This is a genomic window from Allomuricauda sp. ANG21 (assembly GCF_040705235.1).
Taxonomy (GTDB): domain Bacteria; phylum Bacteroidota; class Bacteroidia; order Flavobacteriales; family Flavobacteriaceae; genus Flagellimonas; species Flagellimonas marina.
The window spans coordinates 17,591-31,946 of sequence record NZ_JBFCVT010000012.1; the positions used below are offsets into that span (position 1 = coordinate 17,591).

The 14,356-nt window shown below is 40.2% G+C and carries 12 protein-coding genes and 1 tRNA gene; 8 read left to right on the forward strand and 5 right to left on the reverse strand.

Going from position 1 to position 14,356, the window contains the following annotated elements; translation table 11 throughout:
- The first annotated feature begins 5 nt into the window (after positions 1–5).
- The 3 genes from AB1A65_RS13830 to AB1A65_RS13840 are packed head-to-tail and all read left to right on the forward strand — an operon-like array spanning position 6 to position 2,488.
- Entirely contained in the window at positions 6–851 is an 846-nt protein-coding gene (locus AB1A65_RS13830) for a transketolase (protein WP_366590243.1), read from the forward strand.
- An 18-nt stretch (positions 852–869) separates the two neighbouring features.
- Complete coding sequence (locus AB1A65_RS13835; protein WP_366590245.1) at positions 870–1,823, forward strand: transketolase C-terminal domain-containing protein; 954 nt, start codon at positions 870–872, stop codon at positions 1,821–1,823.
- A gap of 53 nt (positions 1,824–1,876) precedes the next feature.
- Positions 1,877–2,488, forward strand: coding sequence for an outer membrane beta-barrel protein (locus tag AB1A65_RS13840; protein ID WP_366590248.1), 612 nt, complete (start codon positions 1,877–1,879; stop codon positions 2,486–2,488).
- A gap of 71 nt (positions 2,489–2,559) precedes the next feature.
- Here AB1A65_RS13840 and AB1A65_RS13845 read toward each other — a convergent pair whose 3' ends face one another.
- The gene (locus AB1A65_RS13845; protein ID WP_366590251.1) at positions 2,560–3,564 is read right to left on the reverse strand and encodes a hypothetical protein; all 1,005 of its coding nucleotides are present in this window, start codon (positions 3,562–3,564) and stop codon (positions 2,560–2,562) included.
- Between the two features lie 78 nt (positions 3,565–3,642).
- Between AB1A65_RS13845 and AB1A65_RS13850 the strand changes: the two genes are divergently transcribed.
- Complete coding sequence (locus AB1A65_RS13850) at positions 3,643–4,014, forward strand: S4 domain-containing protein (protein WP_366590254.1); 372 nt, start codon at positions 3,643–3,645, stop codon at positions 4,012–4,014.
- A 34-nt stretch (positions 4,015–4,048) separates the two neighbouring features.
- Positions 4,049–4,546 carry a phosphoribosyltransferase family protein gene (locus AB1A65_RS13855; protein ID WP_366590256.1) on the forward strand — a complete coding sequence of 166 codons (498 nt, stop codon included), beginning with the start codon at positions 4,049–4,051 and terminating at the stop codon, positions 4,544–4,546.
- Here AB1A65_RS13855 and AB1A65_RS13860 read toward each other — a convergent pair.
- Positions 4,538–5,053, reverse strand: coding sequence for a shikimate kinase (locus AB1A65_RS13860; protein ID WP_366590258.1), 516 nt, complete (start codon positions 5,051–5,053; stop codon positions 4,538–4,540). The genes AB1A65_RS13855 and AB1A65_RS13860 overlap by 9 nt on opposite strands.
- Before the next feature lie 117 nt (positions 5,054–5,170).
- Between AB1A65_RS13860 and AB1A65_RS13865 the strand changes: the two genes are divergently transcribed.
- The 3 genes from AB1A65_RS13865 to AB1A65_RS13875 all read left to right on the forward strand — a co-directional run bounded on the left by AB1A65_RS13865 (position 5,171) and on the right by AB1A65_RS13875 (position 9,091).
- A tRNA-Lys gene (locus AB1A65_RS13865) sits at positions 5,171–5,243 on the forward strand.
- Between the two features lie 226 nt (positions 5,244–5,469).
- Complete coding sequence (locus AB1A65_RS13870) at positions 5,470–6,681, forward strand: site-specific integrase (protein ID WP_366590261.1); 1,212 nt, start codon at positions 5,470–5,472, stop codon at positions 6,679–6,681.
- A gap of 331 nt (positions 6,682–7,012) precedes the next feature.
- Complete coding sequence (locus tag AB1A65_RS13875) at positions 7,013–9,091, forward strand: sulfatase-like hydrolase/transferase (RefSeq protein WP_366590264.1); 2,079 nt, start codon at positions 7,013–7,015, stop codon at positions 9,089–9,091.
- A 320-nt stretch (positions 9,092–9,411) separates the two neighbouring features.
- Here AB1A65_RS13875 and AB1A65_RS13880 read toward each other — a convergent pair whose 3' ends face one another.
- From AB1A65_RS13880 to AB1A65_RS13890, 3 genes are all read right to left on the reverse strand, one after another.
- The gene (locus tag AB1A65_RS13880; RefSeq protein ID WP_366590267.1) at positions 9,412–11,175 is read right to left on the reverse strand and encodes a sulfatase; all 1,764 of its coding nucleotides are present in this window, start codon (positions 11,173–11,175) and stop codon (positions 9,412–9,414) included.
- A 135-nt stretch (positions 11,176–11,310) separates the two neighbouring features.
- The gene (locus AB1A65_RS13885; protein WP_366590269.1) at positions 11,311–12,750 is read right to left on the reverse strand and encodes a sulfatase-like hydrolase/transferase; all 1,440 of its coding nucleotides are present in this window, start codon (positions 12,748–12,750) and stop codon (positions 11,311–11,313) included.
- A gap of 261 nt (positions 12,751–13,011) precedes the next feature.
- Positions 13,012–14,352 carry a glycosyl hydrolase gene (locus AB1A65_RS13890; RefSeq protein ID WP_366590271.1) on the reverse strand — a complete coding sequence of 447 codons (1,341 nt, stop codon included), beginning with the start codon at positions 14,350–14,352 and terminating at the stop codon, positions 13,012–13,014.
- Positions 14,353–14,356: the final 4 nt, after the last annotated feature.

Here is a 14,356-nt window from a genome sequence, read left to right on the forward strand (position 1 = left end):
TACTAATGCCAAACACAAAAGAATTACAAGACCTGGTCGTTCAGGTGAGAAGGGACATTTTACGAATGGTCCACAAGGTAAATTCAGGACACCCCGGAGGCTCTTTGGGATGTACCGAGTTTTTTGTCGCCCTATACAATGAAATCATGGATCTTAAGGAAGGATTTGACATGGATGGAAAAGGAGAAGACCTCTTTTTCTTGTCCAATGGACATATCTCACCCGTATTTTATAGTGTTTTGGCGCGAAGAGGATATTTCCCTATTGAGGAGCTCAACACCTTTAGGTTGATTGACTCCCGTTTACAAGGACACCCTACCACCCATGAAGGTTTGCCCGGAGTGCGCGTGGCCTCTGGGTCTTTAGGACAAGGAATGTCGGTTGCCATTGGGGCTGCTCTGGCCAAAAAATTGAATGGGGATGATCACTTGGTGTTCAGTCTTCATGGTGATGGTGAACTTCAGGAAGGTCAGAACTGGGAGGCCATTATGTACGCCGCTGGAAACAAAGTGGACAATTTGATTGCCACAGTGGACCGCAACGGACAGCAAATTGATGGTGCAACAGAAGACGTACTTCCTTTGGGGGATGTAGCGGAAAAATTCAAGGCATTCGGATGGGATGTTATGGAAATTGAAGATGGAAATGATCTGGAACAGGTCATTGCCGGCCTTAAGGAAGCCAAAAGCAGAACTGGAAAAGGAAAGCCGGTCTGCATTGTTATGACCACTATGATGGGGAATGGTGTTGACTTTATGATGCACACCCATGCATGGCACGGTAAAGCACCCAACGACGAGCAGTTGGCCAACGCATTGGGCCAAAACCCAGAGACCTTAGGTGATTATTAATTCTAGAAGCAAAACAAAATGACAAAATATACTGATCAAGGAAAAAATGATACCCGAAGCGGTTACGGGGCCGGAATGACGGAATTGGGAAGAACCAACCCCAACGTGGTAGCACTTTGTGCCGATTTGGTAGGCTCTTTAAAAATTGAAACGTTTATTGAAGAAAATCCTGAGCGATTCTTTCAAACTGGGATTGCAGAGGCCAACATGATGGGTATAGCTGCAGGTTTAACGATTGGCGGAAAGATTCCTTTTGCCTCTACCTTCGCCAACTTTGCTACGGGAAGGGTATATGACCAAATTCGTCAGTCCATCGCCTATTCAGATAAAAATGTAAAAATCTGTGCTTCGCACGCTGGTCTTACTTTGGGTGAAGATGGGGCCACCCATCAGATTTTGGAAGATATCGGTTTAATGAAAATGCTTCCGGGCATGACCGTAATCAATCCATGTGACTACAACCAGACCAAGGCTGCCACCATTGCCATTGCTGAACACCATGGTCCAGTTTATTTGCGTTTTGGTCGACCAAAAGTGGCCAACTTCACTCCTGTTGACCAAGAATTTGAGATTGGAAAGGCCTTAATGCTCAATGAAGGAACTGACGTAACCATTCTTGCCACCGGACATTTGGTATGGCAAGCACTGTTGGCTGCTGAAAGCTTGGAGAACCAAGGAATTTCAGCGGAAGTCATCAATATCCACACCATTAAACCTTTGGATGATAAAGCGATTTTGGATTCCGTGAAGAAAACAGGATGCGTGGTTACTGCCGAAGAGCACAATTATTTGGGAGGTCTTGGTGAGAGTGTTGCCCGGGTATTGGCAACCCATCATCCTACACCTCAAGAATTTGTGGCAACACAAGATACTTTTGGTGAAAGTGGTACTCCAGAACAGTTGATGGAGAAATACGGACTGAACAATAAAGCCATAGAAGCCGCCGTTTTAAAAGTGTTGAAACGAAAATAATTTTCGGTATCACTTTTGTGATATTCTTCATCAACCTTTTAAAATGAACACTTATGAAAAAAACACTTCTAGTTGCAGTGTTGGCCCTAATAGGGTCTGCTGCTATGGCCCAAAGCGGTTCTGGTTTTGGGATTAAAGCAGGTTTAAATTACAATAAGAACGGAGACCTTATTGGTTCTGTTGGAGACTCGGGCCAAGACATCGTTGAAGGCGCCGATGGCAAAACTGGATACCATGTTGGTTTTTGGGGAAAATTGGATTTTCCAAAAATTTACTTAAGACCTGAATTGGTCTACACCAAGACCAAGAGTTCCTATGATGTGGATGGAGACTCCCAAGATTATGATGTATCCAAGTTGGACCTACCGGTCTTGTTGGGTGTAAAAATCGTGGGGCCTCTACATTTGTTTGCTGGTCCTGCTTTTCAATACACCTTAAAGAACGACCTTGAAAATGTGGAAATAGAGGACGTTGAAAATGACTTTACGGTAGGATTGAACGCTGGTGCGGGAGTAAACATCGGTAGACTTGGTTTTGACATTCGCTATGAGCGTGGATTCTCAGAAAACGAAGCCAACTTCATTGGAAACAATATTACCGATGTTTCAGGTAGGGTTGATTCCAGACCTTCCCAGGTCATCTTTTCATTGTCGTTAAAGCTATAATCAGAAATATAGTATAATAAAAAGGCCCGCTTGGATGAGCGGGCCTTTTTTATATTTTAAGACTACCTATTTTAATTATCTGGGTCTAGATAGTTAGGAATACCATCACCATCCGAATCGGGATATGGGAAAATAATTTCACCAAATTCATCGGTAATCTCGCTACGGGTAGAAATACCATCACCATCATCATCACCATCCTGAAAGTTAGCAAAACGTGTTGTCCTTAACCTATCCTCCTCATCTTGATCGGTATTATCATCATACAAATATCCATTCCCATTGACATCTTCTTCAATGGATGGAATGCCATCATTATCATGATCAGTACGGTTCAAGGTAAATAAATCAATATTGAATAACAACGGACTATAGGAAGGAATCTGACCCTGAACAGAATTAAAATATCCCAAACCAGAAGGAAATAGTATCATACCCACGCCATATTCATCAACGCTAACAGTGCCATCACCATTTTCAATGGGCTCACCACCTGTTTTCAAGAAAGGGATTCCTTCGGCAAAGCCTCTAGCTCCTTGTGATAAATCCTGTAATCGAGCTAAATCAAACCAAACAGGGTTAAAAAAGGACCCATCAAATGTGGTGCCATCCAACAATCGCCCTTCATACCTAACATAAACGGAATCGGCTACCGTAGGGTAGGCTCCAATTGGAGGATTTGCTCCCATTTCATCCAACTCAGCAAAAGTGGGCCGTGCAGAAAGGTAATATAACACATGGGGTACATCTTCCTCTCTATCTATATTTAGTCCATGTTCACTGGTAGACACGGGAATGGTCACACTCCTTACCATATCAATGAGTGGTGTTTTTCCAGCATTGTCGCCCGCTATGGTATCTATTTTAATTTTGTAGTCAAAATCGGCTGGTGGCGATTGAAACTCTTCGTAATTATAGAAATGGGTCTGCAAAAATTCTTTTATTTCAGCATCATCTTCCGGACTTACTTCTGATAATGCCCTTGGCGGTGTACTGTCCACCCCGCCGTTGTCATCATTACTGCATGAAAAGAATATCAATGTTAAAAACAAAGAAACAATAATCCCGTACCTCATCAAGTGTGTCTTTTAGCTGCGCAAGATACAATTTTCCGTTATTTTTGCTCGGTGCATTAACAAAGATTTGCAGAGCCTATGCGGATAGACAAGTACCTTTGGTGTATTAGATATTACAAAACCCGAAACGTTGCTTCCACAGCCGTAAAAAAAGGACAGGTGAAGGTCAATGGAAGTGTTGTAAAGCCTTCTCGGGAGGTTTATCCTATGGATAAGGTGGTACTTCGGAAAAACCAGATTGATTATGAGCTAACGGTTTTGGACCTTCCAGAAAGTAGGGTCGGTGCAAAATTGGTTGATATCTACCGAAAGGACACCACACCAAAAGAAGCCTTTGAGCACAACGAGCTACTCAACTTTGCCAAAACCCATTATAGAAAGAAAGGATTGGGGCGTCCCACCAAAAAAGACCGAAGGGACATTGATGATTATTTGGACGAATCTGAATGATCTGTTTTATATCTTTGATTCAATTATCCATTCCATGATGAACCGTATATTGACCCACAGCCAAATTCAACATATTGTTAGACGAATAGCCTATCAGATCTATGAGAGCAATGTTGACGGAAAAGAAATCATTGTAGCGGGTATAAATGGGGGCGGAATGAACTTCGCCAAAAAAATAGCGAATGTCTTAAAAGACATTACAGATGCAGACATTGTGCTTTGTAAAGTGGAAATGGACAAAAAGAACCCCTTGAAAAGTGGGGTCAGCACCTCTATCCCTGAAGAGGAATATATGGACAAGTCGGTAGTACTGGTAGACGATGTGCTCAACTCGGGCACTACGTTGATCTATGGGGTACACCACTTTTTAAAGACTCCTATAAAGCAGTTGAAAACGGCAGTATTGGTCAACAGGAACCACAAAAAATTTCCGGTTAAAGCTGACTTTAAAGGGATTTCTCTTTCCACCTCGCTAAATGAGCATATAAAAGTGGAGTTTCAGCCCAAAAATGATGCAGTTTATTTAGAATAGAAATTGCTTTACCTCGGACACCACTGTTTCTAAATCCTTACCGTCACATTCCAACACATGTTTTGCCTCCGCGTAGTACTGGCTTCTCTCAAAAAGATGTTTACCAATAAACTCGGGCAGGTCTTCATTCTTGATGTTTTTCACCAAGGGACGATTCTCTTTTTCACCCTTAATCCGTTCCACCAAGGCAGGGATGGACAATTGCAAATAGATGGAGTGGTCGGATTTTTGCAAAATGGTCTCCATATTGTTCCCGTAGCAGGGCGTGCCCCCTCCTGTGGAAAGCACCAAATCTTGGTATTTATCCAAAACTTCGGATAACATTTCATGTTCCAACTTTCGGAAAAAGATTTCCCCTTTTTCCGAAAAAATGGTTTTTATGGATTTTTTTTGTTGCTGCTCAATATATTCATCCAAATCTAGAAAATGAAATCCTAACTCCCTGGCCAACAACTTCCCCACAGACGACTTTCCACTTGCCATATATCCTACCAAAACTACTCTCATATATTGATTTTAAAAGCGAATTTAAAAAAAGTCAAATTTATCATTAATTCACCTTGTAAAATAGATTATTGATGTTATATTTGCACCCGCTTAGCGCAACGCGCCGGCATTGAAAAAGACCTGGTAGCTCAGCTGGTAGAGCATCTCCCTTTTAAGGAGAGGGTCCTGGGTTCGAGCCCCAGCCAGGTCACTTTTTCCATTTTATGGAAATTCAAAAAGTCTGTAAATAGTTGATTTACAGACTTTTTTGTTTTTATTGATTTCATTTGATATCAAATTGTACCATATATCGCGGTGCGCAATTCGGTGCGCACTTTTTGAATCCGCAAAAATGGCACCTGATCAATGTTAAAAACGCTGCGAACATTTTTTTCCAAATGTTCCGGAACAAAATTGAATCAGTAAATCGATGACAAATGGAAACAAAAACATTCTCTTCAATCTTCTATTTAAGAAATTCCAGATTGGACAAAAATGGAAAAGCCGGTATCTATCTAAGAATTACCGTGAACGGTCAAAGGGCAGAACTCAGTATCAAACGAAAAACAAACCCCGAAAAATGGTGCTCGGCCAAAGGAAGGATAAAGGGCTCGAGCATTTGGGCCAAAGAGTTGAACCACTATATGGACAAGCTGGAATCCAAAGCTTATGAAATCCATTCAAAGTTGGTGGTCAAAAAGAAGCCTTTCAATGCCGAGACCATCAAAAACAAACTACTGGGCAAAGGAACTGCCCACAAAACCCTCCTTGCCATCTATGAAGAACACAATTCCAAGATAAAAGAGTTGATCGGATCTGGCTATTCCTATGGTGCTTACCGCAGGCATGTACGTACCATGAACCATCTTGCCGGCTTTATCCAAAAACAATATAAAGTGTCTGACCTATATGTTATGGAGGTAGATTTAAACTTCGTCAATGGATTCCACCATTATTTAAAGACCCAGAAAATCGGCAATCAGAATACGGTTACCAAATATGTGGTCAACTTCAAAAAAATCATGAGAATGGCCTTTGCCAATAATTGGGTGAAAAAAGATCCTTTCTATTCCTGGAAGGCCGAATGGAAAAAAGTGGAAAGGGATGTCCTTACCGAAGCAGAACTTAGGTCCCTGATCAATCTACAACTCGAATCAAAAAGTTTGGAGCAGGTAAGGGACATTTTTGTTTTTTGTTGCTTTACCGGATTGGCCTATGTAGACGTCAAAAAACTTTCAAATAATCACATAGTAAATGGCATTGAAGGTAAAAGATTGATCAAAATCAAAAGGGCCAAAACAGACTCAATGAGCAGCGTGCCTTTATTGCCCATTGCTGAAAAAATATTGTGCAAGTACAAAGACCATTCGCAAAGTTTGCTTACAGCAACACTACTACCGGTGATTAGCAACCAAAAAACAAACAAATATCTCAAGGAAATAGCTACCGCTTGTGGAATCAAAAAGAAACTTACCTTTCATTTGGCACGTCACACCTTTGCGACCACCGTGACCTTATCCAATGGTATTTCCATTGAATCCGTCAGTAAGATGCTCGGGCACCAATCACTAAAGACCACTCAGATCTATGCCAAGGTCATTGACAAGAAACTATATGATGATATGAGCATACTTAGAGAAAAGTATTAGTGTAACATAAACGTTATTTACAGTGCATTAGGACTTACCTAGAAATGCCAGGCATAGCATACCACATTCGACGGATAAAATTGAACTCACTAGAAACTAATACAATAACCTGCATTACAAAATACCAAGCCCAATTTTTACATGGCTATAATGTTCCGTTTATTGGTGTTCGTTACTATCTGCCTCATCCATTTAAAATCAAAACTTGGAATAGTTCTCTACCCCCTTTTAGTGGTTCACTGAATCTGTTGTTTCTGTAACCTAAGATGAACGATATCTAACCCTCCAAAACCTTTTTATCCTTTAATTTTGGTTTAGAAAATTTAAAAGAATGGAAACCCGACCCATCGCCAAATATCATCTCATAATTTTATTGGTGTTTATCATTTTCCCCTTTTCATCAGTTTTACCACAAACAAACATCCACCAAAGCTCAGCAAAGAATCGTCAAAGAAAACCCAATGTTATATTCATTCTTATGGACGACCTTGGATTTGGAGATATCGAATATTTTAAAAACCAGCATTTTTCTCTCGAAAACCCCGACTTTCCAACTATCAAGACACCAAATTTAGATTTGCTGGCTAAGTCAAGTGCAGTACTTATGCATCATTATTCAGGGGCGCCGGTTTGTGCGCCATCCAGAGCCTCACTCTTATCTGGATTGAGCCAAGGCCATGCCAATGTCAGGAACAATCAATTTGACAAGCAACTGGCCGATAACCATACGCTAGGTAGCATTTTTCAAGGGAACGGATATCATACTGCACTGATAGGTAAGTGGGGATTACAGGGGACTGGAGAAGCACCCTACTGGGAAGCTCATCCTCTAAATCGAGGGTTTGACTATTTTCTAGGGTATATTCGTCATAGGGATGGTCACGAACATTACCCTAAGGAAGGAATTTATAGAGGTGCCAAAGAGGTTTGGGAAAATTTTACCAATATTTCACCCTTGCTGGATAAATGCTATTCGGGGGACCTTTGGACGGCGGGTGCCAAAAGATGGATCAAGAAAAACAAGAAAAATCCATTTTTCCTGCTTTTAGCTTACGATACGCCCCATGCAGTCCTTGAATTACCTACAATGGCTTATCCCAAGGAAATAGGTGAAAATCAAGGCATACTATGGACCGGAAATCAAGGCTCCATGATAACTTCAGCAACGGGAGTACCCGACTCATGGATTGACCCAATTTATATAAACAAAAAATATGACCATGATGGAAACCCTTCGACCCCCTTGCAACCATGGCCAGATACATTTAAAAGATACGCAACAATTATCACTAGAATAGACCACCAGGTCGCCGATATTGTTGCCACCTTAAAAGATTTACAAGTATTCAAGAATACTATTATTGTCTTTACTTCGGATAACGGACCATCAGATGAGTCTTATCTGCCCAAAGACTACAAAAAATTCACTCCTGAATTTTTTAGGAGTGCTGGAGAATTCGATGGTATGAAGCGAGATCTTTGGGAAGGAGGGGTTCGTGTACCGACCATAGTTTCCTGGCCCAACGAAATCCTTGGAAATATCCAGATAGATGAACCGACTTCATTTTATGATTGGTTGCCAACTTTTGCCGATGTTCTAGGTAATCCAGCTCCAGTAAACTCTGACGGGAACTCGTTTTTCGATTTACTAAAGGGCACTAAAAAAAATAAGACCAGTTCAGTCTATATCGAGTATTTCCATCCTGGTCAAACGCCCGACTACCCTTCTATAAATCCTCAACATAGAAAACGGAAAAGAAACGAGATGCAAATGTACCGGTTTGGGGATACCCTTGCAGTCCGGTACAATATTTCAAAATTTGACGATTCTTTTGAAATTTATAATTTAAAACATGATCCTTTTCAAAAGCGAAATCTTCAAGAGTCGGTTTCCAGCGAGTTTCAGACCAAACTTCAAAATCAAATCTTACGTTTTCGGTTGCCTGACTCAACCGCCAATAGACCCTATGATCAAGTTCCTGTTCCTGGTTATAAATCAGCTGTTGACACCTTGTATAACTGGTCTTTTTTTAAAGGATCATATCCCTGGATTCCCAAGACCGATGGGTTAAAACCTACTTTAAGAGGCGTATCCAATTCCTTTGTTTTGGACAAAATATTTCCGGAAGGAATTTTAAAAATCACCAAATATATTTATATCGAAAACACTGGAAAATATACATTTAAAATAACTGGTAAATTCCCGTTTTTTCTGAAAATACACGGAATCAACCTAATCGATGCAGATTATAACTTTGACGAAAAAAAGATATATACTAAAGGTATAATCCTTCAAAAAGGTTATCATCCCGTAAAGCTGTATCAAAAAATTCAAGGTAATAGTGGCTTCAACCAGCTTGATTGGACATTTTTAATTCAAAAAATTAAAGGTACAATCCGATACATCTAACAATTAGCAGATGGAATTACACAAAGAAGAATGCAAAAATTATCTGTTTACTAACAGAAAAATTTACATAGCCATTGTAGATGTAGACAAATTCCAATGAAATTCACTAATGCACATAGCCCCATATTTATAAAATCCTATGTTCTTTTTTGAGAAAAATGTGGTGCGTATTACATATGGAAACCAAAAATAGTGAATTGAAAAAGCAGGGGAAAACTACCAAAATAAGTGACTACTTTACTTTTAAACATTAAAATATTAAAACATAGTCTTCTTCATGTTTGTGCTTTTTTGATGGAATAGAAGTCATCCAATCGTTTTCACTTTACGCCCAAAAGCTCTTTCATCCACCATTGTAATTGCTCCTCATATGTGGCATTCAAAGGTAAGTTTCTTTGCCGCATAATCTTCTTGTATCTATCCAAGGCTTTGTTTTGGGCAAATCGTAATTCATTTGAATCCTCTGGATATTTACCAAAATCATTATTTGCCACCCATTCATCCAGTATTTTACGATGCGTTAACAATTCATTTCTGTAGTACGGGTTATCGGCAAGATTGTTAATCTCGAATGGATCGTTATCCAAATCATATAATTCCTCAGCGGGGCGAAAATCATCCATAAAACGACTTTGAATTGGATCCAAAGTTCTTTCATCATACATCACCTTCATTAGTATTAGCGTTGGATATTTTGTTTCCTTATAGGTATTGAATTGGGTATAGGGCCTTTCCGTATAATAGTTTTTGATATACTTAAACTTTTTAGAACGCACAGCCCTTATCCTATCTACCGTCTCGTCCCTCCTATCCCGCATTGTATATAGATATTTTCGATTATTATTTTCGGATATAAAATTGCGCCCCTGCATATGCAATGGAAGTTCAATATTAGCCAAAGCCAATGTAGCAGCTGGAATATCAATATTGCTGATCAATTCATTGGAAACTGTTCCCGCTTTATATCCTTTTGGAAACCTTACCATTAAAGGTGTATTTGTTCCGGAATCATATAAAAACTGTTTGGCGCGTACATGTGGTCTTCCCTGGTCGCCAAAGAAAAATATGATGGTGTTTTTTAACAACCCATCTGCCTCCAACCCATCTATAATGAGACCAACTTGTTTATCAACATACTGAACAGTCTCTAGATAGAGCGCCCAATCCTTCCTTGAAATTGGATGGTCAGGATAGTAGGGTGGTAATTTCACCTCTTTAGGATTAATAGGGTTCACAGAATCCCGATGAAAAGGACGATGGGGGAAAAAAATTTGCATCTGAGAAAAAAATGGTTGCCCATCAGCACGTTCGTCCCAGTGGGTCCCATCATACATTTCCTGAAACGTGGCTTCAAAATTATAATCCATTTTCCCAATTCCTTTGTTGTCAGCACCTCCATTGGTGACAAAATAACCAGCTTCCTTAAAATTCTCGGTAATAGGACTTATGGTATCGGGAAGTTTTCTCTTAAACTGGGTTCGATGCTGATGTACTCTCAATGTGACAGGATACATACCAGTTATAAGACCCGATCTGCTTGGTGAACATACCGCGGTTGTAGTGTGTAAGTTCTCAAATAAAACTGATTCCGACGCCAATTTATCCAGATTGGGCGTTTGCACCAATTTGTTTCCATAGCAACCTAAATCTTTACCCAAATCATCCGCAACGATCCAAAGAATATTATATGGTTTATGCTCAGTCTTATTCTTTTGGGTAACCCTTGTATTTTCCACCTTAACAAAGTCATCTATATTTTCTTTGTTAGGATTACCTGAATTTTTGGAAAATAATGGTATTAAATGTTCGCTTGGCTTACTACCCTCGTGAATATTGGACTCCCTTTCCAATTCATTGAAAAAAACAGAACAATCATTACCCGTAGTGGTTAAGTGTTGTTGTTTTTTTAAAAATCCAAGTTTTGTAATCTGAGGTACCTCTATAGCTTTATCATTATGCGATTTAGTTTCTCGTATTTCTTCTTTCTTGGCTATCCCGATTGAATTCCCGAAAAAGACTTCATCTATATCCGAAAATGGATTTTTGGATTGAGTCAATTCCAAAAATTTCTGATTTTCGTTCATGTTTGATAAACAGGAGCTTATCCCGATCAAGATGAGAATAGTAGATAAACCTAGCACTGCCTTCCTTCTAAAAACGGTTTTCATATAAGACATTTAATTGTAAAAAGCTATTTAAGACATTGTTTCGGGTTGCGGCTACTCCCGATCGACCCATCTGCTTGGATTTTCAGCTTCATATTCCTGTCCTTGCAACAGACCTAAAAACACAGGATCCATCATTTGGCCCTCCCATTCCTTGGTTGCCTTTTCCATGGATTCATAGATGTTCTGGTTAGCCTTCAATACATTGTCCTGTTCACCAATATCACTCTTAATATGATAAAGCTCATTCGATTTCTTAGATTTCCAGAGTTTGTAATCAATACTCCTGGCGGCAAACTTTTGCGCATCAAAATTTCTCCAGAAAAGATATTCATGTGGTATTCCATGATTTTCTCCACCTAGGTAAGGAAGTAAGTTCACCCCATCCAAAGCATGTTCTTTGCTAGCCACATAACCGACTATATCCGCTATAGTGGCAAAAATATCCAAAGATATCACCGGATGCTCAAAAGTAGTTCCAGCAGGTATTTTTCCCGGCCATTGCATAGCAAAGGGCACCCTGATACCACCTTCATAATAATCCCCTTTGCCACCTCTCAAAATTCCATTATCCGAGCCGTTGTTCTGCTCTGGCCCGCCATTGTCAGATAAAAAAACAACCATAGTATTTTCTGTAATGTTACTTTGCTCCAGTGCATCCAAAACTCTCCCTACACCATCATCAACAGCACTTACCATTGCGGCATAGGTTTTCCTTTTAGGATTGGTGATATTAGGAAATCTTTCCAAGTACGTTTCGGTTGCCTGCAACGGAGCATGGGGCGCATTATAGGCGAGATACAAGAAAAAAGGAGTGTTGGCTTTGCGCTCAATAAAATCTACTGCCTCCCTGGACAAAGCATCCGTTAAGTACTCCTTTTCATCCACCCGCGTGTAATTGTCCATTAATTTTGTTCTGTAGCCATCCCATTGACTCCTTGCTTCACTAAGATCCTGTAGTGTCCATTCCTCAGGAAAGTAACGATGCCCACCACTTAGGAATCCATAAAATTCATCAAACCCCCTTTTTAAGGGGTGAAGGGACTCGTGCGCACCAAGATGCCACTTGCCTATAATTTTTGATGTGTATCCTATAGGTTTTACTGCATCTGCAATAGTTTTTTCGGAAAGGGGCAGTCCCATGGAAGCATCTTTGGGAGCCAATAATGGATTTCTGCCAAAGCCAAATCTATCTTGATACCTACCAGTAATAAGTCCAGCTCTACTTGGTCCGCAGACCGCATAGGTCACGTAGCCCTCCGTGAAGACAACACCGTTTTTTGCAATTCGGTCAATGTTGGGCGTTGGAATGTCCTTGCATCCGTTGAATCCAACATCCGCATATCCCATATCATCTACCAAAATAATTATAAAATTAGGAGAATCTATGGCTGAATCTTCACTCGCTGTGGCTTTATGGTCTTGTGATGGTGAGCTTAAACATGATGCCAATAGAAGAATAATCCCTGTATAGTGTATAAAATTCCTTTTCACGTTCGATATATTTTTTTGAAGTATTCTTTAGCTGAAAGAGTTTGATGGCCATGGCTAAAAACATCCCTTCACAAGTATTTAGAAAAGATCCAAAATTAATTTTAGCTGCTCCCCAAAAGAATACTTTTGTTACAAAATGCCTGCCTCCAAGAAAAGGTCTTAAAGGCAGACTCTAATTGCTTTGTCAAAAATTGATGCATGGATATTTGTTAAAAGACCCTTACAAAACCACAATGTAGAAGAAAAACAAAGATCTACACCTTATTTCTCTGACAATACAAAGTCATCAAAGAAAATTGGGGGCAGCACAGGGTCTTTTTTAGGCTTGAAAAACAATACCCTAATTTCAGACACTCCATCAGGGACCGTAAACTCCACTTTGGTTTCCTCCCAATTTGTACTCAATGGTAAGTCAATGGTAGTCAGTACCTGTGAATTATCACTTTCATTACGCACCACCCCATTAAAACCGGCATTCACGGATTCCGACCATTTGCTGGAGAAACTAAGCTCATAGGTTTTACCTGCCTCAACCAATACCCTTTGAAACAAGGAACCATCATTGTTTTCAATACGGGCACCAAAATTTCCTGTTTTCGCCTCTGCGACCAATCCGCTTTTGAATCCCCCCCAAGGAGCTTTCACTCCATCTTCAAATCCAGGATTCAATAACAAATTGATTATTTCCTCTGGTTCATCAGCTATGAAAAATGAATCATCACCAGGTCCTATTTCTGTGTTGGGCGAATGGTTTGCGTAAAATTCCCCCAACTCCGTTAAAGTATCATTCTCATCAAAAAGAACGGAATTCCCCAATACTCTTCCTCCTGGCTGCCCATTGAACCATGCATACTTATACACATAGGGTAATTTGTCCAAGGCGGGAAGAACATCTTTCATAAATTGTAGTACCTGCTCTTTTGAAAAACGATTGTTTTCCAATGAGGTGGCCTGCCAATCCGCTACTGCAAATTCTGTAATCCAAATGGGTTTTTGGTATAGCTCGTAAACTTGCTTGACCTTATTTATAAATGCTGATGCATTGGCACCACCATACCAGTGCATGGCAACATAGTCAATCCGCAGGTTCTCCTCCTCTGCACGTCTCATGAAATTTTTCATCCAGTCATTCTCTGGATTGACAGTAGCAGGGCTTACCAATGGAACACCCAATGATTCCAGTGCCGGCCAGCGGTCAATGGCCTCTTGAACCGTCATATTAGCCTGGTCGCTTCCGTCTGGCTCATTAAAGCCAAGCACATAATTAACCTTGCCCTGGGATACCAGTTCTGAAACATAATCAATGTTATCTTGATTTGTTGGTGCCCATTTCCCCCAAAACATAGGGGCATATGCTACATTTTCCGGCTTGGTATCCTGCAATTGGAAAGACCACGAATAATGCCAGTGAACATTCAATCTGGCCAAACGTGTTGACCACGTTGGTATTCGATACGTAAAAGCTGCTCCCTTTTTATCTACAGCCGTATCATAGGCTATTTCTTCACTTGGCGCCTGAGCTCCCAAAAAATCTTTATAGGTGTCTTTGGTACAGCTGGATACTGTAACTACACTTAATACAAGTAATACTAATCTTTTCATTTTA